Origin of the sequence: Pelotomaculum isophthalicicum JI, from assembly GCF_029478095.1 — a bacterium.
GTDB lineage: Bacteria > Bacillota > Desulfotomaculia > Desulfotomaculales > Pelotomaculaceae > Pelotomaculum_D > Pelotomaculum_D isophthalicicum.
Genome location: NZ_JAKOAV010000041.1, coordinates 1 through 22857 on the forward strand (window position 1 = coordinate 1; position 22857 = coordinate 22857).

20 protein-coding genes and 2 pseudogenes are annotated in these 22857 nt (G+C 44.3%); 6 read left to right on the plus strand and 16 right to left on the minus strand.

From position 1 onward, the window contains the following. Positions 1-132 precede the first annotated feature (132 nt). Positions 133-480, plus strand: a complete 348-nt coding sequence (locus tag L7E55_RS15560) for a hypothetical protein (RefSeq protein WP_277445253.1) — start codon at positions 133-135, stop codon at positions 478-480. A gap of 657 nt (positions 481-1137) precedes the next feature. On the opposite strand, the gene L7E55_RS15565 is transcribed toward L7E55_RS15560, so the two are convergent. From L7E55_RS15565 to L7E55_RS15575, 3 genes and pseudogenes are all read right to left on the minus strand, one after another. Then, positions 1138-1875 carry a hypothetical protein gene (locus L7E55_RS15565; RefSeq protein ID WP_277445254.1) on the minus strand — a complete coding sequence of 246 codons (738 nt, stop codon included), beginning with the start codon at positions 1873-1875 and terminating at the stop codon, positions 1138-1140. A gap of 289 nt (positions 1876-2164) precedes the next feature. Continuing rightward, positions 2165-2326, minus strand: a pseudogene (locus L7E55_RS15570) (peptidylprolyl isomerase); the annotation flags it as partial. A 741-nt stretch (positions 2327-3067) separates the two neighbouring features. After that, a complete protein-coding gene (locus tag L7E55_RS15575; protein WP_277445255.1) occupies positions 3068-4069 on the minus strand; it encodes an eCIS core domain-containing protein in 1002 nt (333 codons plus the stop codon). 303 nt (positions 4070-4372) lie between these two features. Here L7E55_RS15575 and L7E55_RS15580 point away from each other — a divergent pair, with 303 nt between their 5' ends. Genes L7E55_RS15580 through L7E55_RS15600 form a run of 5 tightly spaced genes read left to right on the plus strand, consistent with a single transcriptional unit; the run spans position 4373 to position 10440 of the window. Beyond that, on the plus strand, positions 4373-4801 hold the full coding sequence (locus tag L7E55_RS15580) for a MarR family winged helix-turn-helix transcriptional regulator (protein ID WP_277445256.1): 429 nt from the start codon (positions 4373-4375) through the stop codon (positions 4799-4801). Between the two features lie 55 nt (positions 4802-4856). Next, positions 4857-5558 (plus strand): HlyD family secretion protein, encoded by a 702-nt coding sequence (locus L7E55_RS15585; RefSeq protein ID WP_277445257.1) that lies wholly within the window; start codon positions 4857-4859, stop codon positions 5556-5558. Between the two features lie 15 nt (positions 5559-5573). After that, positions 5574-6719 carry an efflux RND transporter periplasmic adaptor subunit gene (locus L7E55_RS15590; protein ID WP_277445258.1) on the plus strand — a complete coding sequence of 382 codons (1146 nt, stop codon included), beginning with the start codon at positions 5574-5576 and terminating at the stop codon, positions 6717-6719. Positions 6720-6758: 39 nt separating this feature from the next. Continuing rightward, positions 6759-8486, plus strand: a complete 1728-nt coding sequence (locus L7E55_RS15595) for an ABC transporter ATP-binding protein (RefSeq protein ID WP_277445259.1) — start codon at positions 6759-6761, stop codon at positions 8484-8486. 4 nt (positions 8487-8490) lie between these two features. Next, complete coding sequence (locus L7E55_RS15600) at positions 8491-10440, plus strand: ABC transporter ATP-binding protein (RefSeq protein ID WP_420852062.1); 1950 nt, start codon at positions 8491-8493, stop codon at positions 10438-10440. A 16-nt stretch (positions 10441-10456) separates the two neighbouring features. On the opposite strand, the gene L7E55_RS15605 is transcribed toward L7E55_RS15600, so the two are convergent. The 13 genes and pseudogenes from L7E55_RS15605 to L7E55_RS15655 form a co-directional block, all read right to left on the minus strand. Beyond that, the gene (locus L7E55_RS15605; protein ID WP_277445260.1) at positions 10457-11353 is read right to left on the minus strand and encodes a sensor domain-containing diguanylate cyclase; all 897 of its coding nucleotides are present in this window, start codon (positions 11351-11353) and stop codon (positions 10457-10459) included. 143 nt (positions 11354-11496) lie between these two features. Continuing rightward, entirely contained in the window at positions 11497-12501 is a 1005-nt protein-coding gene (locus tag L7E55_RS15610) for a C45 family autoproteolytic acyltransferase/hydrolase (RefSeq protein WP_277445261.1), read from the minus strand. A gap of 130 nt (positions 12502-12631) precedes the next feature. Next, positions 12632-13753, minus strand: coding sequence for an aminopeptidase (locus tag L7E55_RS15615; protein WP_277445262.1), 1122 nt, complete (start codon positions 13751-13753; stop codon positions 12632-12634). A 210-nt stretch (positions 13754-13963) separates the two neighbouring features. Further along, on the minus strand, positions 13964-14872 hold the full coding sequence (locus L7E55_RS15620) for a PLP-dependent cysteine synthase family protein (RefSeq protein WP_277445263.1): 909 nt from the start codon (positions 14870-14872) through the stop codon (positions 13964-13966). Between the two features lie 129 nt (positions 14873-15001). Further along, positions 15002-17113, minus strand: coding sequence for an acetate--CoA ligase family protein (locus L7E55_RS15625; RefSeq protein WP_277445264.1), 2112 nt, complete (start codon positions 17111-17113; stop codon positions 15002-15004). Positions 17114-17468: 355 nt separating this feature from the next. Then, positions 17469-17912 carry a CZB domain-containing protein gene (locus L7E55_RS17795; protein WP_420852063.1) on the minus strand — a complete coding sequence of 148 codons (444 nt, stop codon included), beginning with the start codon at positions 17910-17912 and terminating at the stop codon, positions 17469-17471. Positions 17913-17957: 45 nt separating this feature from the next. Beyond that, positions 17958-18299: pseudogene (locus L7E55_RS17800) on the minus strand (methyl-accepting chemotaxis protein); the annotation flags it as partial. Between the two features lie 23 nt (positions 18300-18322). Continuing rightward, positions 18323-18652: a hypothetical protein gene (locus L7E55_RS15635; RefSeq protein WP_277445266.1), complete on the minus strand. Its 330-nt coding sequence runs from the start codon at positions 18650-18652 to the stop codon at positions 18323-18325. A gap of 87 nt (positions 18653-18739) precedes the next feature. Continuing rightward, a complete protein-coding gene (locus tag L7E55_RS15640; RefSeq protein WP_420852060.1) occupies positions 18740-19159 on the minus strand; it encodes an acetate--CoA ligase family protein in 420 nt (139 codons plus the stop codon). Next, positions 19069-19383, minus strand: coding sequence for an acetate--CoA ligase family protein (locus L7E55_RS17805; protein ID WP_420852061.1), 315 nt, complete (start codon positions 19381-19383; stop codon positions 19069-19071). The genes L7E55_RS15640 and L7E55_RS17805 overlap by 91 nt, the downstream gene beginning before the upstream one ends. Positions 19384-19435: 52 nt before the next feature. Next, positions 19436-19954 (minus strand): CoA-binding protein, encoded by a 519-nt coding sequence (locus L7E55_RS15645; RefSeq protein ID WP_277445268.1) that lies wholly within the window; start codon positions 19952-19954, stop codon positions 19436-19438. A gap of 246 nt (positions 19955-20200) precedes the next feature. Continuing rightward, positions 20201-21622 (minus strand): sigma-54 interaction domain-containing protein, encoded by a 1422-nt coding sequence (locus L7E55_RS15650; RefSeq protein ID WP_277445269.1) that lies wholly within the window; start codon positions 21620-21622, stop codon positions 20201-20203. A gap of 45 nt (positions 21623-21667) precedes the next feature. Then, positions 21668-22720: a CoA protein activase gene (locus L7E55_RS15655; protein ID WP_476748273.1), complete on the minus strand. Its 1053-nt coding sequence runs from the start codon at positions 22718-22720 to the stop codon at positions 21668-21670. Positions 22721-22857: the final 137 nt, after the last annotated feature.

Sequence of the window (22857 nt, forward strand, 5' to 3'; positions counted from 1 at the left end):
ACAATGAATGGCATATGCGGTCCATGTGAGTGGCGTTACATTTCTCACTTGCTTGGCTGATTGGCAAAACAACTCTCACGCCATTGACGGTGAGAATCCCACCGTCAAATTACGTGAGAAGCAACACTAGCCATGGTTGGACTGAAACCTGAAATTATTGAGGATGTATGGACTGATCTGGGTATGGATGTCGCTCCGGCAGTTGGTCCTTGTGTCCATTATGTAAAAGCATGCCCGGGTACTGAAACTTGCAGATTCGGCGTGAAAGATTCACTAGGCTTGGGTATGCGATTAGAAAAGCTGCTGGTAGGTATGAAAATGCCGGGAAAAATAAAAATCGGGGTTTCAGGATGCCCGAATAACTGCGGTGAAGGTTATGTCCGCGATATTGGCCTGTTTGGGAAATCGAAAGGCTGGACATTAATTATCGGCGGCACCTCTGGAAGAAAACCGCGCATCGGAGACGTAATTGCCGAATAACTGACCGACGACCAAGCGGTGGACTGACCCAGAAGTGCCTGGAGTACTATAAAAACAACGCCAACCCTAAAGAAAGGACAGCCAGGTTAATCGAAAGGATAGGTATCGAAGCATTTAAAAATGCTGTTCTCGTATAAACGAAAAATGGGGCGCCTTTAGCAATTACCCCTCAAAAAAGCAGGCCGCTGGTCTCTCTTCCAGGTCGCCAACCAGGAAGCGTTTCGCCGGCCTGCTTAAAGTCCTTATGAATAATTCTTCTCTATATAGCTTTGTAGACATTCTTTTATTTTTGTTCTCATCTCAGGCTCACATCTACATTGCCTAATTAAAACTGCTTGACATCCTTGTTCATACCCAAGTTTATATGAACCATCTTTGTTTTGTTTCACCCTAAAATAATAAGTAAACTCTCTATTTTTTTTATTGCAAAAGATTTTGATAGAGTCATAATATGTCCTCCCTGTGATGTCCAAACCCCATATTCCTCCAAACCATTATTAGTATTACCATTAATTTCTATGGCAGAAGAGATTATTCCTTGACAAAAATTCCGACAGATTAATACAGAGAAGCAGTGAACTATCTACTTCATAATCATTACTGGCTACTATTTCTCGCGTTGGCTTGGTTTCTTATGGTTGGCTCAATGGTTTGGTTTCATTTAATCTCAGGTGTTGCGTTCGGATCATAAGGATTTGTTCTTATTGCAAGTGAGAATAAATAGGGATAATCTTTGCTCAAATGCTTCATATATTGTAACCATTCTGTAATCAAGAAAATATAGGCTCTTTTCATATCATTCGAGAGATGTTCGGTATCAGCGCTTGATAGCTGTCTTAAGTTCTGTCTGACAATTAATTCCTCGGTCAGGTGAAAAACCGCCCAAAGGAGTTCTGAGAAGGACTCATGTTCCAGCAAGTTAGGGTTTTCTAAAAGGCGTAGCAGAAAACCCCTTTTTTCTATTAAATAAACGTGTAAATATTCCAGATTACCACAATGAATTTTTATATTATAATTATGATTTTTGATATATACACCTGCGTTATTAAAATCTTTATTGGACCAATTGTTATCGATAATTAATTTTCTTACAAGCTCCTGTGAATGCGAATCAAACTCTGTGAAAACTTTTAAAAGCCGGTTTCCTACTTCACTAAAAAAAGCACCTATTACCATATTCAGTTTTTTAAGCATAATACGTTTTTCTCTTTCATCCAGTAATCTATGTAATATTATTGTGACTAATAAAACTTCAATGGGTAAAAAAGCAAGATCCCCAATTAAGTGTTTAATAATATAATAAGCATCGCTAAAGATTAAATAATGAATGAAATAAAGAGATAAAGATAAAAAAAACAACAATAAACTCAATCTTATGGTCCAATAACGTTTCAAGTAGAATCAACCTTCCCATAAAATAAATCTTATTTACTATAAAGAGTGTATATTATTTTATTCAGTAGTAGGTTAATATGCCATATAATGTCAATACTTTTATAAACGAAACTGACATATACTTTACCCTCACGGGGGACTTGGAAATGACCTGCTTTTGATTTGTAAAATTTTTCGGGATATCACTTGAGGCTGTGGCAGGGGCGGACAGCAAGAGCCGAGGTTTTTGCAATTAAAAAAGACCGTTAATTTTCGGTCTTTTTTAATCGGATTTTCTCCGTACACAGCTTTATTCATTAACAGAATCCATTATATCACCGGCCTGTATCTGGTCGACAACATCCGTTCCCATTATTACCTTGCCAAAAACGGCATATTGTCCGTCCAGCCAAGGAGCATCTTTTTTAAGTATATAAAATTGAGAGCCGGCTGAATCAGGTATTAAAAACCTGCATTAATAAACAGGATTATAATCCCATGCGCAGAAGAATAGGGTTATTTTTTAATGTTCACATAATGTTCACAAAACTAATATAAAAAACACATAAAATTGAAACGAAACAGTAATAATTAAATGTTATTATTAAAAGGAACATTTTAAATATTCCCGGGTTTAAACAAAGATAAATCAAACCCGGTTGACATAATAATCCTCCAAAACAAGCAATCTCTCCTTCCGCCATCAGGCGGTATATTTTTTTTCAAACTCAACCATCCGGTTAGTGTTACTTTTTGTACCCCAAAAGGCTTGATGTTCTTTCTTGCTCATGTAACTTTATTGTAAAGTTTTGAATATTCTAATAGCAAAAATATACAGCAAGGAGAATAGCTATGAGCGGGATAACAGATTGGTTGCTTTGTCTTACAGTTGCATGGGGTGTAATTTGGAAGGCATTAACCTTATGGCAAGTAACCCATCATCACTAATATTCTCCACCCCCGGAATCCTACTTTGGCCGCTGTTTCCCGGAAATATCTATTCAAGAATCTTTTCTAAACATCCTTAGATCAGCAATACTGTACTGCTCCAGCGGCTTCCTACTGTGCGTCATTAGTGACGCTATGACAGCCTCAGGCATTCTCCCTATCACTAGCACCTATGGGGCAGGTAAAATTATTGCCTCTCTTATTAGAAAAAAGTACAGCAGCAAGAAAGTATAAATGCTGGCAAAATCGATACATAATTACATGACTAGGATAATTTATGATCCCCTACACGTACTATGGTTACTACCTGATTATCATTATCCACATCAAAATATGCCCGGGCTCCTCTGGACAAGCGGATCGAAAACCTGGTACCACCCAGATTTTCATATTCCGCATCGCCAATCTGCTCAGCTGCTTCCCGCGGGTGCATTCCATCATTATTTATCGCATTTTGAAACTCGTCAAATTTATCTTGTTCCGCTTTTGTCATTTCTACAAATACAGCATTTTCTTTATTTAGGGTCCATACAGCTTGAACAGGAGTTTTTTCCTCCACAGGTGATTCTGCTACTTTCCACTTTGCCTGCAATAATAAATGATTGGCGTTTTGATAGCGTAAATCATTGCCATTAGCCTCAATTTTTGTTTGAAGCGCCTTCTCTCCCATTACATCTGCTTCATTTTCCAATTCCGGTTCATCGTTAACAAGTAGTCCTGCCGCCTGTGTCGTCGGTTGAACGCGCCCCTGCTTCTGTTGTACCGCGTGCCATGCTTCGTGCGGCAAATGCTGTTCCTGTCCGGGTGCGATGAAAATATCACTCCCTTGCGTATACGCGAGGGCCCCTACCCGCGGTGGCTTGTCTGAGTTGCGGTGCACATGGACATCCGAAAGATCCAAACCGGAAAGCGTTTCGATACCTGCTTTAAGATGATCGGGCATACCGGTATTATTATCCTGACGCTGACTTCCTGCCATTTGGACTGCGTCTTCGTCCTCCATTGGCAAGTCGCTATCAATGGATTCAACTCGTTGGACCGGCTGAAGAAATTGCTGTTTCAAGAACTGTGCAACAGCGTGGTTACCGATGATACGCTGGAGTTGTAATATATTTGCCGGCGTTAAAACTAAACCGGAATTGGCAACAGCATCATGTAAAAGATTTTTCTCATTTAATGATTCTTTTTCAATATTTTTTGTCTTATGTTTTTCCGGTGATATATCATGCTTATTATTAAAATCTGTTTTTGGCAATTGTGTTAACATGCCTCTTTCCTCCCTATAAAAGCCGCCAACGCACAGCTAAAGCTTCCATGTTATTAGTGATTATGTCAATTAAATATTTTTCTTATATATTAACATATATGAATGGTGAAATGTATCATGACATGAAACTATTGTAAAGATAGCCACTCATCACACCTGAAACGAAGAGTGGCTATTATTATTAGTGGTTAATTATTTTTTTGGTTAATAGTAAATAAATATTTACCAATACACCTACTTATTATATAATGTTTTTATTGTTAACAACTTTTGTATTTATGGGAGGTGTTATAAATAGGTAAATTGGAAAACGTAGCCGGTGACTTCCTGGCACTTATGGCCTTTATACGTGATAAATTCATCAGGCCGGTTGAGCTGATTACACGCTCCCGGATAAGCCACGTTCAATTTTATGCGATATCTGTGCTGCGGCGGAGCGGCTCTCTTTCAATGTCGGAATTGGCCGGTGAGATGCACATATCAAAACAGCAGCTTACTCCTCTCGTCTACAAGCTTATCGACAACGGTTTATTGGCCAGAAAAACAGATGAAAAAGACCGGCGGATCGTCCGCATAGAGGTGACAGAGATTGGCAGACACATGTATGAGGAAATACTGGTGGAAATAAAACTGGCTCTTATCAAAAAGCTTGGAACGCTTCCCGAAATGGAATTGAATGAACTGGAGCATATGCTGAAGAGAACCTATGAGATCATGAAAAGCATTTACTAGATTATAATCAGGCCGCTGTACCAAGAATTCAAAATCTTTTAAGGTGGTTTATTGAATGAAGAAACTAAAAATAGTTTTGCTGATACTGGCAGTGTTGATCCTTATCGCTGGAGGGACTGGGATATCCTACTACGTATATGAAAGCACTAACTTCTTCTCCACGGAAAACGCCCAAATAACTTCCGATATTATTACACTGACACCGGAAGTCACCGGCAAAGTAAAAAGCTGGGACGTTAAAGAAGGGGATTATGTAAAAGCGGGACAGGTAATTGGAAAGCAAGATGTCGGCATGTTGGTCACTAGTTCTGCGATGAACCCCCAGACATTATCCAGCACGGCGGATTCGATCATCTCGAAAGCGGATATCAAAGCTCCGATCGACGGCAAGATCGTCCAGTCTAATGTCGTTAAAGGTGAAGTCATTTCACCCGGCATGGAAATTGCAACGGTGGCTGACACTTCACACATATACATTAAGGCAAACATTGAAGAAACGGATATTATCAAGATTAAACCGGGTCAAAAAGTCGATATAAAGATTGATGCCTATCCCCGCAAGTCCTTCGAAGGTTATGTTGAGAGCATCGGTCAGGCTACGCAGTCGGCATTCAGTCAATTCCCATCACTCAACACAAGCGGAACTTTCTCAAAAGTCACACAGCTAATCCCTGTGAAAATAGCCATCACTAATATTAATGACCTGACTCTCATGCTGGGAATGAACGCGACAGTTAAAATACATGTCAGACAGTGAAAGGAGGTTCTATAAATGCATAAAAGAATCAGCAAATCTCTTGCGATTTTCTTGGCGCTGCTTCTATTGTTCGCCGTCTCCGGATGCGCTGAACAGAAAACAAATAACCCAACGACCGTAACGACGGCGGTAGCCGATAATCAGGAATTGGAAACAACCCTGGAACTAAGTGGCGTCCTGGTGCCTGCGCAAACGGTTGATCTATCAAGTAAAATTTCAGGGCAGGTAACTAACCTGGGCTTTAATGTCGGCAGCGCCGTCAAAGCGGGTGACGTCCTTATACAGTTGGATACGGAAGCGTTAAAAGCCCAGCTTATGCAAGCGGAAGCCGGTTTGCAGTCAGCCGAGGCAGCGGCGCAGTCAGTGCAAAATCAAGCTTCATTAGCAAAAATAAACCTGGATGCGGCGCAAAAACTATACGAAAGAACAAAATCCCTTTACGAGGCGGGCGCGGTATCCCAGAGCCAAATGGACGATACCACTGACAAATTGAATATCGCCAAAAACCAGTCTGAGAATGCATCCGGCCCCGCCCAAAACCAGGCTCAAGCCGCAATCAACACAGCTCAGGCAAATATAAAAAATCTCCAGGTACAGATTGACAACGCCACTATCAGAAGTCCGTTAGACGGGATAGTAACCAATCAGAGCGTAAATGTTGGCACAGTTGTCTCGCCAGGCGTTCCGGTCATATCAATTGTAGACACTTCAATTCTTAAAATGAAATGCACAGTTACCCAAGACTTGTTACCACTTTTGTCGATTAACCAAGAAATGGACATTAAGATCGACAGCTACCCTGAAAGTAAATTCAAAGGATCTATTTCCAGCATCGGGCCTATTGCAGTCAGTACGGGCGAAGTTTTCCCCGTGGAAATTTCTATTAAGAACAACGGCAGCCTGACGGCCGGATTGTCGGCCCATGCTTCCATGAACACTAAAGTAAGCGGAGTTGTTGTCCCGGCATCATCGGTGGCACAAAACGGTGGAGAAAACTGCGTGTTTATAATCAAGGACAATATCGCTTCGAAACGCGTGGTCAGAACCGGGCTAAAGAACGACAAGGGCACTCAAATTCTAATGGGTGTAAATGCCGGTGAGAGTGTCGCCATTACAAACGTAAACACTCTAACCGATAAAATGCCGGTAAACGCCAATTAATAAATTGGCTAATCAAAAACCAAGCGGAGATTTTAATCCATGCTAAGACTATTCCAATTTTTTAAACCATACGTTTGGAACTTATTTTGGGTGATAGTGTTTCTTTTCGTCCAGTCCCTGGCGGAACTGTATCTCCCGACACTTATGTCGGATGTCGTCAACGACGGCATGATGAAGGGCAATAGCAGTTACATCTGGAAATACGGGAGCTATATGCTACTAGTAGCGCTTGGCAGCAGCCTCTGCTCCATAGTAGGCAGTTACCTGTCGTCAATTATCGGGGTGGGCTTCGGCAGAGACATCCGCGACAAGGTTTTTTCACGCGTGGAGAGCTATTCCCTGCAAGAGTTTGATAAAATCGGAACTGCCTCTTTGATTACCAGAACAACTAATGATGTTATTCAGGTGCAGACCCTGATAGTAATGGGTTTACGATTTATGGTCTATGCCCCGATCATGTGCGTTGGGGGCATCATCATGGCGTTTTCCAAGGATAAGCAGCTTACTTTAATCCTGGCCGTGGTTCTCCCCGTTATGTTGCTCTTGATTGCGAGCATTGCCAGTGTGATCGTTCCCTTGTTCAAATCAATGCAGGTCAAGCTTGATAAAGTTAATCTGGTACTCCGTGAGAATTTAACCGGTATCAGGGTTATCCGCGCTTTCAATAGACTAAAGAGTGAAAATGAACGTTTTGAGAAAGCAAACCGCGATCTGACCGAAACATCGATTAAGGTCAATAAAATTATGGCGGCGATACAGCCGATCATGATCATTCTTATGAATTTTACCTCTATTGCGATCATCTGGTTTGGCGGCCACCGCATTAGTCAAAACGAAATGCAAGTCGGAGACATGATGGCGTTCCTCCAGTACGCGATGCAAGTCATGTTCTCCATCATCATGGTAACGATTATGTTTGTCATGGTCCCGAGGGCACAGGCGTCAGCCACGCGGATTAACGAAGTACTGGACATGGAGCCTAAAATTGTTGATCCGTTACACGGAGGAGAATCCGATGGCAAGAGAGGTTATGTGGAATTCCGGGATGTCACTTTCAGCTATCCCGGCGCTGAAATGCCTGCCATTAGAAACATATCATTCGCTGCCTATCCCGGTGAGGTTACAGCGATTATAGGTGGTACGGGCTCGGGTAAATCCACCCTGATTAATCTGATACCGCGATTCTATGATGTTGACAGCGGCAGCGTCCTGGTTGACGGCGCGGATGTCAGGCAAATGAATCAAAAAGATCTCAGGGCAAAAATCGGGTTCGTGCCGCAGACTCCAATCCTTTTCAGTGGAACCGTTTCTGAAAACATCCGTTACGGAAAGACTGACGCGAGCGATGAAGAGATAACCCACGCAGCGGATGTAGCGCAGGCGAGTGAGTTCATTTCAAAAATGAAAGAAGGTTATAATTCGCAGATCTCCCAGGGTGGAACCAATTTATCCGGCGGGCAGAAACAAAGGCTTTCCATTGCCCGCGCCTTAGTCAGAAAGCCCGGGATATATATCTTGGACGACAGTTTCTCAGCCCTCGACTTTAAGACAGACGCCCAACTCCGGGCGGCGCTTAAAAAAGAAACCGTTGCTTCCACCGTTATTATTGTTGCCCAGAGGGCGGGAACAGTCATGGATGCCGACAGGATCATCGTATTGGACGAAGGGCGGATTGAAGGCATAGGCAAACACAAGGAATTAATGAGCACATGTTCAGTATACCGTGAGATTGTGTCCTCCCAACTGTCAGGAGAGGAGATTGCGTGACAGCATGAACGGAAAAGATTCACCAAGAACCGGTCCGGCGCGTCCAGGTCCTATGGGCCGCGGCCCGATGATGGGTCCCCCGGTGGAAAAAGCGAAGGATTTTCGAGGAACGTTAAAAAGATTAATAAGTTATCTGCGGCCGGAGAAGTACCGTTTCATCGCGGTGCTCATTCTGGCTATCATCAGTACACTTTTTTCAATCGTGGGTCCCAAAATCATGGGGAAGGCGACAACCAAACTTGCTGACGGGATCCTCGCCAAGTACGAATATTATATCCAGCTATATACGGCGATCCAGAGGAATATGCCGGTTGAGGTGATCAGCAGACTAAAAAAGCAGCCCATACCGACCTTTGACTTTGGATATATAGGAAAAGTGCTGCTGCTGTTAATCGCGCTTTACTTGATTAGCGCCCTGTGCAGCTACGTGATGGCTTATATCATGTCGAGCGTTTCTCAAAACACTGTTTATAAAATGCGCAACGACGTAAAAGATAAGCTTGACCATATACCTCTAAAATATTTCGACCAGCGCACTCATGGCGAGATCCTAAGCCGGGTGACGAATGACATGGACAACATTGCGACAACGCTTCAGCAAAGTCTGACCCAGTTGATCACGTCTTTGGTTACTGTGATCGGCATTTTGATCATGATGCTGACAATCAGTCCCGTGATGACTGTAATAGCACTGGTAACCCTCCCGGCAAGCATGTTCATCACCGCTTTAATTACTAAAAAATCTCAAAAATTTTTCGCGGATCAACAGAAATGCCTGGGTGAACTCAACGGTCATATCGAGGAAATGTACGCGGGGCATAAGATCGTTAAAGTATTCGGACATGAAGAGGACTCAATAGTAAAGTTCCAAGAGATAAACGTAAGACTATACGGAGTCGGATGGAAAGCGCAGTTTATGTCAGGTATTATCTTCCCGGCCTTGAACTTTGTAAATAATGTCGGATATGTGGCCATATGCGTAGTAGGCGGTCTGTTAGTGGCTCATAAGAAAATTGAGATTGGTGATATCCAGGCGTTCATCCAGTACACAAGGCAGTTCACTCAGCCGATCATCCAGGTGGCCAATATAGCCAACGTATTGCAGTCTACAGTGGCGTCTGCGGAACGGGTATTTGAAATTATGGATGAGGCTGAGCAAATTCCTGATCAGGAGGATGCAAAAGTCATAACGTTCCCGAAAGGCAATATCAGATTTGAACATGTAAAGTTCGGTTACAAGGAAGAAGATCCGCTCATGGAGGATCTCAGCATAAATATTGAGGAAGGCAATACCGTCGCCATCGTCGGGCCGACCGGAGCGGGTAAAACAACTCTGGTAAATCTGATTATGCGCTTTTATGAGGTCCAAGGCGGGAGGATCACCATCGACGGTGTGGATATAAGGGAAATGACGCGCGGGGATTTACGCACGATGTTCGGGATGGTGCTGCAGGATACATGGCTCTTTAACGGAACTATAAGGGACAATATTGCTTACGGCCGCGAAGGAGCTAACGATGAGGAGGTCATCAGTGCGGCAAAAGCCGCCAATGCGCATCACTTCATCAAAACTCTCCCTGACGGTTATGATACCGTGCTAAACGAAGAAGCTTCAAATATCTCGCAAGGCCAGAAGCAACTCCTGACCATAGCCCGGGCCATTCTTGCCGACCCGGCGATTCTCATTCTTGATGAGGCCACCAGCAACATCGACACTAGAACCGAAGTACTAATTCAAAAAGCCATGTCAAGATTAATGAAGGGAAGAACCAGCTTTGTTATTGCTCACAGACTTTCAACAATCCGTGACGCGGACCTGATCCTGGTAATGAACAAAGGTGCCATCGTGGAACAGGGTAATCACAACGAACTCCTTGCCAAGGACGGCTTCTACGCCGACCTGTACAACTGTCAATTCGCGGGCGGCAACCTTAGTGATAAGGTAGTATCTTAACCCTGCTGAGAGCTGTTTAAATTGATACTCTGTTTCTACCCATTTTTTTGCTCTGGAACATCAGAGCATCCGCTCTCTTTACCACACTCTCGACCGTGTCACCGGAAACGGCCATCGTAGCCCCGACAGATACGGTAACCGATACTTCATGCCGCCCATCGGAATAACATGACTGTTCAACAAGGGCGCGCAAACTCCCGGCGACAGATTGGAGCATATAAATATCACCGGCTGGTATCACAACGATAAATTCCTCTCCTCCCCAACGACAAACCTGACCTTTTCCATTAACTCCTCTTTTTATGGTCATCGACACCATTTTCAAAACTTCATCGCCAACATCGTGGCCATGTTCATCATTGACTTTTTTAAAATGATCTATATCTAGAAATAACACCCCGAAAAATGGACAACCACAATCGGACATTTCTTTAATTTTACCCTGTAAATGGATTTCCGCATAACGCCGGTTGGCCAGCCTGGTAAGAGGGTCCAACAATGAGAGTTCACGCAGTTGATCTATCTGTTGGATAAGATCTATTTTAGGGGAATTGTCATTAAAGATCTCAATAGCGCCGGTGATCTTCCCGTCAGAGTCCCGGATGGGAGATACACGGATAAAAACTGGAACCCGAAACCCCCCTTTATGGCGAAGAAAAACCTCAGCCTCACGCATTACCCCATCTTCGATGGTTTTGGCCAAGGGGCACATTTCTGAACAAAGTGAAACACCCTCGCAGTCAACATGTTTGAGCAAATTATGCCAACAATATGAACCTACAACTTCCGCATTTTTGAAACCGGTAATTTTCTCGGCTCCTTTGTTCCAAAAGGTAATTTTTCTATCCCTGTCTACAATATATAAACCGTCATAGAGATTCTCCAAAATATCCTGGCAACTTTGAACATCCATTATATCACCGTCTTCCGAACAAATGTTAATTTATACTAATACGTATAATATAATATGATGCCAGGATATGGGAAGTTCCACTACAATTTATACTCGACAAACTCGTACCGGCAAGGATTGCCATATGCTATATACATCTTTAGTTACTCCGGGACCATAACTATTGATGCCAGCGTTTTTGAACGTGTATGGGGCGATTTATTATCATCTACATGCCTGCATATGGAATTCGGGTGATTTTCATGATCAGCCAGAAATTTCATCATCAATTCCGGGGTTATTTCTCCGTAATGTTGTTCCATGATATTTCTTAAGTGATTTGCGCGAAAGTAGCTGTCCGGCGCTACCATATATATCTGATTGCCTTTATAAAACCGTTCAGTTTGACAATGGTTTGAATGTACGAGCATATCCCTTTCCGGATATAGGATGCTGAAATCATCAAAGGCGCTTTCTATGCCGACGATTTCTCCATCGGCGCTTGCCAAATGATAATATCCAATACCCCGCGCGGCCTGACAAAGCACCCCCAGGGCATCACTAATACTTTTCTGTCTCATAGCTTTGGGAAGATAAAGTCCGCAAGGAAGGTCAACTACATGTTCTTGTGAAGGGCCTAAATTTAAATTTTCACTTATGCCAAACCCGGCTGAATTCAAAGTGTATTCGTATACTCCCCCAAAAGAAAGCACAAGTTGTTCTAATCCATCTTCATATTTTATTTTTAATAGATCCATGGGGAAACCAGGAACCCAATCGACATTCTGCCCCAGAATAGTCTTGCCATTCTTCGTGGCCCCGCCGGTAACCGCGAATGAAGTGCACATCCCTGTTATCGTTCCGTAGTAAAATGTTAAATCTAAAACACATCTAAGGGTAAATGCTTCTTCAAAAGTTATGCCTGCCCCTTCGGATTCACCTTTAATGAAATCTATGACATCAGGGTCGAATTCTTTAGCCTTGGGGAAAAACTTCATAGCGTTACCGACGATTTCACTCTTGCCGATCTGGAGATTATGACATAAACTTAAAAAATTTATTTCTACTGACTCTAAGATATTATCTTTACAGGCTTCACCATACTGCCTGCCGATATCATAAAGCGTACCCTGACACTCAACTATATTAAAAGCCCTGACTTCTTTCATTACGATTCCTCCGCGGTACTAATCAACTAATTGTATAATTAATTAGCTTCATCAAATCCTTTGACTTGTAATTTTTATTTTTATGGTAAATAAATTTCCATTATGCCATCAATTAAATTAACAACCACTTCTATTTTAATCTTAAATTGTCGGGGTTCAACCCCTCTATTTCCGGCAGTACGAAGAACCCATCTTTCCTGATGAGAACGTCGTCGAAATAAATTTCCCCGCCACCGTATTCCGGTGTCTGAATACAGACCAAGTCCCAGTGGATAGCCGACCTGTTCCCGTTGAAACACCGCTCGTAAGCGCTACCCGGGGTAAAATGGATGGAACCGGCTATTTTTTCATCGAACAAGGTGTCTTTCATGGGTTTCTTAATGTAGGGATTGACTCCCAGTGCGAATTCACCGATGTAGCGCGCTCCCTCGTCTGTGTCCAACACTTTGTTGAGCCGCTCCGGGTCGTTTGCCGAAGCGTTAACGATCTTCCCGTCCTTGAACTCAAGCCGGATGTTCTCGTAGGTGAATCCCTGATACTGAGCCGGTGTGTTGTAGGTGATAAAACCGTTCACAGAGTCCCTGACCGGAGCGGTGTAAACTTCCCCGTCGGGAATGTTTCGCCTGCCGGCGCACTTGACGGCCGGTAATGATTTAATGGAAAATGTCAGTTCGGTCCCCTTCCCCACAATCCGCACTTGGTCGCTATTCTCCATCAGTTCTATTAGGGGATCCATGGCCGCGTCCATTTTAGAATAGTCCAGGTTGCAGACCTGGAAGTAAAAATCCTCAAAGGCCTCCGTGCTCATATCGGCTAATTGGGCCATAGGAGGCGAAGGGTAGCGCAGGACCACCCACTTGGTCCCCGACACCCGGATCCTCCCATGCACCTCATTCCAGAAATGCTTGTTGTACAGGTACATTTTTTCCGCCGGGACGTCGGACATCTCCGCGAAGTTGTTCCCGGAACGGATACCGATATAAGCATCCATCTCTCTCATCCGGTCTGCCTCGTATTGCGCCCTGCTTTTCATTTGTTTTTCTGTGGCCCCCAGCAGTATGGCCCTCTCCACCGAGGCATCTTTAATGGTAACAAACGGCACCCCGCCGGCACGGTACACTTCCCGCACCAATTCCTTGACCAGCGGGGTTTCAAGCCCTACCGCCTCAATGAGAACTTTTTCATCAACCTGCAAATCACAAGAATAATTTACCAGGTTTTTCGCCAGGATTCTTATACGTTTATCAACCATCCCCATACCTCCGATCAGTAAATCTATACTAGTTTGTTCAAACTGAAACATACGTATTATAATAGAAAAACCTACCCTATATTATCGGGTAGGCTTTTTAACTTATCCGGCAATACATTTGTGCTAAAATCAGACGAGCATAACCACTTTTTATAAGTATGGGTTATATATAAAAGATGGCAATATCATGCCATTAATTGTTCTATAATTTTAGGGGGAACACTTGGCGCAAATAGACATGAAAAGGGTTGTGCTTAAGTACCGGTCACCGCGATCCGGCAGGATAGCCACGATCACACCTGACTCCATACGTTCAGCCACCTTAAGGGCGCATGCCACAGACGCGCCGCTGGACATACCAACGAAAATACCTTCTCGCGTGGCCAACATCCTGGCTGTTTCAAAGGCCTCTTCATCTTTAATGGTGATCTTCTCATCCAGCAGCTCAGGATGGTAAATCCGCGGTACGATGGCTTCCTCCATATTTTTCAGCCCCTGAATGGTATGCCCCTTAACTGGCTCGGCGCCGATGATCCGTACACCCGGCTTTCGCTCTTTCAAGTAGCGGCCTGTTCCCATCAGCGTCCCCGTAGTACCCATACCCGCCACAAATACATCCACTTTCCCGTCGGTCTGCGCGTAGATTTCCGGGCCAGTAGTCTCGTAGTGAGCAAGAGAATTATTCTCGTTAACAAACTGGTTCGGCATATAGTACATATCAGGCTCAGCGTTGACGATTTGGTGGGCCAGCCGGATGGCGCCGTCCGTTCCTTCCTCGGCCGGAGTCAGGACAACTTCCGCCCCGAAGGCTTCCAGGGTTTTGCTTCTTTCCATACTGACGCAACCCGGCATTATGAGTTTTACCTGGTATCCTTTAGCCACGCTAATCATCGCCACAGCAATTCCCGTGTTCCCCGAAGTTGGCTCAAGAATAATTTTGCCCCTGGTAAGCTCTCCTGATTCTTCCGCTTTTTTTATCATGTAATAGGCCGGGCGGTCCTTTACCGAACCACCCGGGTTGCTGCCTTCCAGTTTTCCGTAAATCTTCACTCTCGGGTTAGTACTTATCTTTTTTAATTCAACGAGCGGCGTATTTCCTATTGCTGATAAAATGTCCATCCTGTGTCGCCTCCAACGTTTTCGTCTAAATCCAACACCGCCTTTCTATTCGCCGTCCATGACCCGATTTCCTGCCAGTCCGATCAAGCCCGCCACATTTGCGCTAAAAGATTCTTCACCTGCAGTATTTTAGTTTACTTTACCTAATGTGACCCTGGCATCCAAAGCAACGATCCTGTCGGCATAAGCCAGTAAAGGATTAATATCCATCTCCGATATCGATGGATTTTCCATTACCAACTGCGCAAAACTTGCCAGGCAATCAGTTAGCATATCAAAGTTTACCGCAGTGGTGCCCCTGGCGCCGGCCAGTATCTTGCCTGCCTTTGTTTCATTAATCATAGTCATGAATTCTTCCTTGCTCAAAGGAAGTATTCTTAACGAAACATCATTCAGTATCTCGGTAAAGACGCCTCCCGTACCAAAAGCCAGTACCGGTCCGAATTGCGGATCTCTTTTGCATCCGATTAACAGTTCAGTTCCCTTGGGCAGATACTCCTGAATAAGCACTCCATCAATTTTTGCGCCAGCTTGCCTGCGATGTATCTCCCCGTGCATTTCTGTAAAAGCCTCTTCAAGTTGTTGAGGGTTTCCGATATTCAGCCGCACACCCCCGACATCTGATTTATGGATGATATCCGTGCTGATTACCTTCATAGTAACCGGATATCCTATTTTTTCAGCAAGCGAAACGGCTTCCTCTATATTTTTTGCCTTTTCCCAGCGGACCACCGGGATGCCGCAAGATTCCAGGAGTTTTAAGGCTTCAGTTTGCTCCAAGTTTCCGGCGGCTTTGCCGGCAAGAATTTTCCCGGCGGGATTTTGCCCGGGGCTAACAGGTATGGCCGTACTATACACTTTCTTCTTGATCAACCGGTGATATTTATACAGCGCTGAGAGCGCTCTGGCGGCGCGTTCAAGAGAAAAATAATACACAACATTGTTGTCTTTTTCTAATTCCTGTTCATAATCCCGATAGCGATTCCCACATGTGGAAACAACTATCGGTTTATCCGGATATTTGCCGGCGATCTCCCTGATTACGCCGGTTACGTCCAAAAAGTCCTCTTCTTTATCCAAGAATGATCCGGTCATGCAGATAACTGAATCCACCTGCGGGTCTTCCATGAAGGCTTCCAGGATGCGGCGATAGGAATACTGGTAGCCGTTAAACATGCTGGCCGGCCACATATCCATGGGGTTGCCGCAACGCGCCCATGGCGGAAACAATTCATTCAATTGTTCAAAAGTGGTTTTGCTCAGCGCGGCTATTTCCAAGCCGTAACGGATGCAGGCATCCACAGCCATCACACCGGCGCCGCCGGATATCGAAACTATTCCGATCCGGTTTCCCTTAATACCGTTAAACGTGCAGAATGCCTTATTAAGGTCAATCATTTCTTCTACGTCCGCCGCTCTGAATAAGCCACACTGTTTGAAAGCAGTGTCAAATACTTTGTCTTCACCGGCAAGTGAGCCTGTGTGTGAACTCGCGGCGATTGAACCGGCGGCACTGGTTCCGGTTTTATAAATAACCACCGGCGTTAGCGGCACAGCGTCTTTAGCCGCCTCCATGAACTTAGTGCCGTTTTTCAAGCTCTCCATGTGTATATTTATTACTTTGAGACGGGGATCCCGCGCAAGATGTCCTAACACATCGGAGACGTCAATATCAGTTGTGTTGCCTGTATCAACTAAGATTCCAATGCCGGTGCATAACTGTGAAGCGCCTAAATAAAATGTGCCCGTTTGACAAGTAATACCTATCGGTTTAACGGGGTTGATAAAATTAATAAATGAGGTACAAAAATTATGGTAATTGTTAACAATACCCAGTGTATTCGGTCCGAGCACCCTGATGCTGTTTTGGGCCGCCATGTCAAGAAGTTCCTCCTGCATCAGCCTGCCCCGCTCATCTCCGTCGAAAAAGCCCTGGGCTGTGATAATTACAATTTTTACCCCCCTGGCGGCGCACTGGCCAAAAAGCTCCGGCACCGCGTCACGCGGCGCGCAAATAACCGCCAGATCAGGGATTTCCGGCACGTCCAGGAGGGAAGTGTAAGCCTGGTACCCTAATATTGATCCTCCCTGCCGGTTAACCGGGTAAATCCTCCCCCAGTAGCCCCTTTTGAGCAATACCTCCAGCGGGTTAATACTTCCTATGCCGGTGCGTTTGGTAACTCCAACAAAAGCGACAGATTCCGGCGCGGTTAATTTTTTGTAATCACTATCAGGCAGCATCTATGAATACCTCCTTAATCGCGGATCTTTTTCCCCTACAACAAGTATTATACTGCAAATTTAGTGCCAATACTTAGAATTGTTATACTTTTCAGTAATCAATTATTTTTTTCCTTGAAATCAGTTGATTAATACCTTTCATCAATCTCAAAAATATGATTTCACTTCACAACATAAATCTTCCGGTAAAACCAGACTTATCGGTTCTTGCATAACTGTCTGAAAGAAATTTTGATCAGGCGCATAGTCCCTAATATTTAAGAATGTCCTGGGTACTATTCTGAAGTGAGCAGGGAAAAACTTTTGACCTTCAGGTCCTAAAAATAATGACGCATTAAAACCGCAGGGCAAGTATTCAGCAAATTACTTCAGACAATTTTAGTATAGCATCCAACAACCTTCGTGAGGTATCAAGAACTCCTTTTGCTTTTATCAGGGTAACCTCCTGTAAAAACACATCGGCTGCCTCGTGAAACTTTTTGTGCAATTCTTGAATGACCACATATTCTTTAATGTTCTTATATTTCTCGTATTCATTTTCATACCACCGGCCAAAAGCGCACTCCCGGTAACTTGCTGCTTTTAAACCTTTCCCGGAGCTATCTATCAGACTCTTCACAAAGTTCGTATGGTCGATAAGCCTGGCGGCGAGGATGCTTAAGATGTGATTTTCTTTGGGTTTTTTCAAATAAGGTATTATCACTTGATTCACCCGGCTCGTTATTCCCGCGAAGACGTCGGCAAAATTGGCTGCTGCCGCTAAATCACTGGATACACCTACCAATCCTTCTGTGGTCACGGCCTGCTGCTGAGCGGCCCTGGCAATATTCTCTACCGCGTCAGCGGATTGCTCAACCTGTTTTACATTTGTACTCATAATTTCGGCAACTTTCACCGTATCATTCATATACTGTTCAAAAATATGCTTGACATTGGATACTGCGTTACCGGTATCCATGGCTTTTTCATCCATCTGAACAGATATGTTTTTAACTTCCTTTACCGCTGTTTTTGTTTGATCCGCCAGCTTTCGCACTTCTTCCGCCACCACTGAAAATCCTCTGCCGTATTCACCGGCGCGGGCTGCTTCAATTGCCGCATTTAGTGACAATAGATTTGTTTTATCAGCTATCTCTGAAACACTCTGACTGATGCTGTCAATGCTTTTTATTTGTTCCACAAGTTCTGTCGCGTTGCCAACCATGTTATTTAATACGGAACTCGCGTCTTTAGCAAATCATTAAGGTTGCGTAGCCTGTTATAATTTTCCGATTCACCTGCCTTTACCTGTTGCATTCCGGCACTGATTTGCTGGGTGGTAGCCGACGTTTCTTCGGCAGTAGCCGACGTTTCCTGGCACGCTGCCGCCAAATCGGTGGCACTCCCGGAAATTTCCTTCACTTTTATTGAAACACACAGCGCCATAAACTCGTTAAAAACAAGCGAATAATTAACTATGGCTGAGGTGAAGTCCACCCTACCCTGAGTATCGTCCGGTATGGCTGTGTTCTTCTTAGCGGGAGCAAACAAATTTAGCATATACAACAACTCCTTTTTTAACTAAACGAACAAAAGACTCCTCCCTACATCAAATCTTCCAAATACGCCGGCATTAACCAGACTTTATTATCCCAATGTGACCCTGGCGTCCAAAGCCACGAACCCGTCAGCATATGCCAATAAAGGATTTATATCTATCTCCGATATTGATGGATTTCCCATTACCAACTGCGCAAAACTTGCCAGGTAATCGGTTAATTGATCAAAGTTTACAGCAGTGGTGCCCCTGGCGCCGGCCAGTATTTTACCTACCTTTGTTTCATTAATCATATTCAAGAATTCTTCCTTGCTCAAAGGAGGTATTCTTAACGAAATATCATTCAGAATCTCGGTAAAGACGCCTCCCGTGCCAAAAACCAGCACCGGGCCGAATTGGGGATCCCTCTTGCATCCGATTAACAGTTCTGTACCCTTGGGCAGATACTTCTGAATAAGCACTCCATCAATTTTTGCGCCAGCTTGTCTGCGATGTATCTCCCTGTGCATTTCTGTAAAAGCCTCTTCAAGAGTTGTTGGGGATTCCCGATATTCAGCCGCACTCCCCCGACATCCGACTTATGGATGATATCCGGGCTAATTACCTTTATAGTAACCGGATACCCTATTTTTTCGGCAAGCGAAACAGCTTCCACAATGTCTTTAGCCTTTTCCCAACGGACTACAGGGATGCCGTAAGATTCCAAGAGTCTGAAAGCTTCAGTTTGCTCCAAGTTTCCCGCAGCTTTGCCGGCAAGAATTTTCCCGGCGGGAGTTTGCCTGGGTTTAACAGCCTAAATAGAAAGTGCCCGTTTGACAAGTAATTCCTATCGGTTTAACTGGGTTTATAAAATTTATAAAAGAGGTGCAAAAATTATTAAAATTGTTGACAATTCCAAGGGTGTTTGGCCCGAGCACCCTGATGCTGTTTTTTGCTGCCACGTCAAGCAGCTCCTCCTGCATCAACCTGCCCCGCTCATCTCCGTCGAAAAAGCCCTGGGCTGTGATAATGACAATTTTAACCCCTTTGGCGGCACACTGCCCGAAAAGCTCCGGCACTGCGTCACGCGGCGCGCAAATAACCGCCAGATCGGGTATTTCCGGCACGTCCAGGAGGGAAGTGTAAGCTTGGCGCCCCAATATTAATCCTCCCTGTCGGTTGACCGGGTAAATCCTCCCCCGGCAGCTCCATTTGAGCAATACTTCCAGCGGGTTAATACTTCCTGTGCCGGTGCGTCTGGTAACTCCAACCAAAGCGATGGATTCCGGCGCGGTTAATTTTTTGTAATCAATGTCAGGCAACATTTGAGACGACCCTCCTTAAATCATAGATCATTTTCTCCTTTAATAAGCATACTGCAAATTTAGTGCCAATATTGAATAGTTATACTTTTCAGTAAACGGTAGCTATATTCCTTGAAAGATGAATGGAAATAAATATCAAGGCCAAACATAGGTAATGATATTTATAATAAATAATGGTGCAAAGTTACACCGAACGGTGTTATTTTGCACCATTATTTATTACCGCCTGCCAATCGTTTCATATAACTACCGCCTAATACCGTACTTGGCTGCTTTGCGAACAATATTGGAGTGGTCGAGTCCCAATACCTCGGCGACTTTACGGGCAGACGGGCAGCATTCGAACGCCATCGCAATCAATTGTTTTTCCAGGATCTCTTTCGCATCTTTAAGCGGTATTAGTTCATTGACACTAACCGGTGATTTATATTTGGCTCTATTCTTCGTTAACTCATTCTGAACCTGCGATGACGGTATCACTTCTTCATCGGACATGACCAGCAACCTCTCCAACACGTTTTGCAACTCCCGGACATTACCCGGCCAATGATACTCCTCTAAGATGGGTATTGCTTGCGGAGCAAGCCGTCTTTCCACACCGTACTTTTCATTGTATAGGTTAATAAAATGCTTTGTTAGCGGTAAAATATCTTCTTTGCGCTCTCTTAAAGGAGGGATTTCAATAGGCAAAACATTTAACCGGTAAAACAGATCTTCCCGAAAACTCCCCTCCTGAACCTGTTCCTCAATATTACGGTTAGTAGAAGCGATAATCCGCACATCCAGCTTAATAGACCTGGTAGCCCCGATACGGTAAACCTCCTGCTCCTGTAGAACACGCAACAATTTTACCTGTAAATTCAAGGGCAAATCGCTGATCTCGTCCAATAGCAAGGTGCCACGGTCTGCGATTTCAAACATGCCCGGCTTTCCTTTCGGATTGGCGCCGGTAAACGCTCCCGGTTCATAGCCAAACAGTTCGGACTCCAATAGACTTTCCGGGATGGCGCCGCAATTTATTTTAATAAAACTGCCCGTGCACAACCTTTGGCTGGCATTGTGAATCACCCGGGCAATAACTTCTTTTCCCACGCCGGATTCGCCTAATATCAGGACGGTTACATCAGTCCTGGCCGCTCGCACAACAAGATTAAGCGCCTTAACCATCCCTGGACTTTCCGCGATTATTTTATCTTTTCGCAAGCATTCGGCCATAAAATTAGTAACTTCCGTCTGGTAGCGTGTGGCCAGCAATTTTGATACCTTGACTTCTTCTTGCAACCGGTTAAGCTCTGTAATGTCGCGAATGTTAGTGACTACTCTGGTAACATTTCCCTTATCGTCAAAAACAGGATTGCCGGTAACCATCACTTCTTTACCATTATGGAGTTTCTGCACACCAGTTACTGTGCGTTTTCCCCTCAGTGCTTTGACCGTAATAGGCTCGCACAGAAGGATACCGTCCTTAAATAAGTTATTAGCATATTTACCCTCAATATGCGATGCATCTAATCCGCATATACGAGCAAGCGACTGATTAATTCTGGTAATCCTACCCTTAAGGTCGGTAATCATCAACCCGTCAAAAGAAGATTCTATGATAGCGTTTAATTCCCGGTATAGCTGTTGTACTGAAGCAAATTTGTCCGGAATGTTATTAGTTTCCATAATATCTGTATCCTAACATGTAAAGTATTTTAATCATCCCTATTATTATCTAGCTGCCTTAATTAATCGCTTTCTTTTCCTGAATCTTAAGAGGTCGACAAAGGCTTCCATTCTTGTCGCCATTCCCGCTTTACCGGTTTGCTCATCCAGAAAAAATGTCAGCACAGGAATATCCCAGTCCGAGCTTACTTTAGTAAGTATAGTACGCGCTACTATTTCAGGTATACAACTAAAAGGCGCCAACTGGATAACCCCGTCAAAACCTTTCTTGGCACAAAGAATGGTTTGACCTATGGTATCTTGCGCATGGCCGCCAATCACTTCAGGCAGGTACTGCGCAGCCGCGTCCCTTGCCGTCACACCTTCGAAGGACTCCTTCCACGCATTATCGGCAATCCACCCGGTCAGATACATTTCGCGGTTCACTTCTACACCAAGATTGCCAAGCATCTCCTCAATTTCATGGTTGCTGGACGGTTCTATCAGCACATATACTTCACCGACCAGGCCGATGCGTAAAACATCCCTTTCGCTATCCTGCGGTATAGATCGCAGGGCATCCGTAGCTGCCGCTTCAGCTTCCACAACCTGTTCCGTCGTATAAGCCTTCTCGATCCAGTCCAAGACCTCCCGGTATACTTTGGTTGTCATTCCACGGTTAATTTCACGGGGCCGAATAACATGGGACAGCTTTTCAATGTTGTCGAGAGCTATCTGTTTACGCCACCAGCGTTTGATGCAGGCAATGACAGCTTTAATCGAAAGGCGGGCCTGGTTAAGCTCCCATATGCTTTTTAAAAATTTAAAAGGAAACTGATTCGGTGATTCAATAACAACCATTCTTACGTTATAACCAATGTCTTGAAGTATTTTATGGTGCAGCATTGCATACTCACCCGCCCTGCAAGGACCGGAGCCGCCCGAGGTATAAATAGTATCCGCGCCCATTTCGATAGTTTCCAGGTAGGTGCCCATAAGAATTTTTAGCGGCAGGCAGGAGAACTCAGGTGTGTACCTTACACCCAAGTCCAGCGTGCGTTTGCTTGGACGGGGAGGGATAACCACTTTATTCCCCAAATCCTCCATGAGCATCTTTATACTCCTATATTGTTGCGGCCAGCAATATTTGAACCCGAATCAGTCTATATGGTTAGAATTACATGACCCTTACGAGGGTTTTTCTTTTTTGGGGAGAAGAAGTGTAACAGAAAAAACGAAGAGGCGTTAACCCTGTG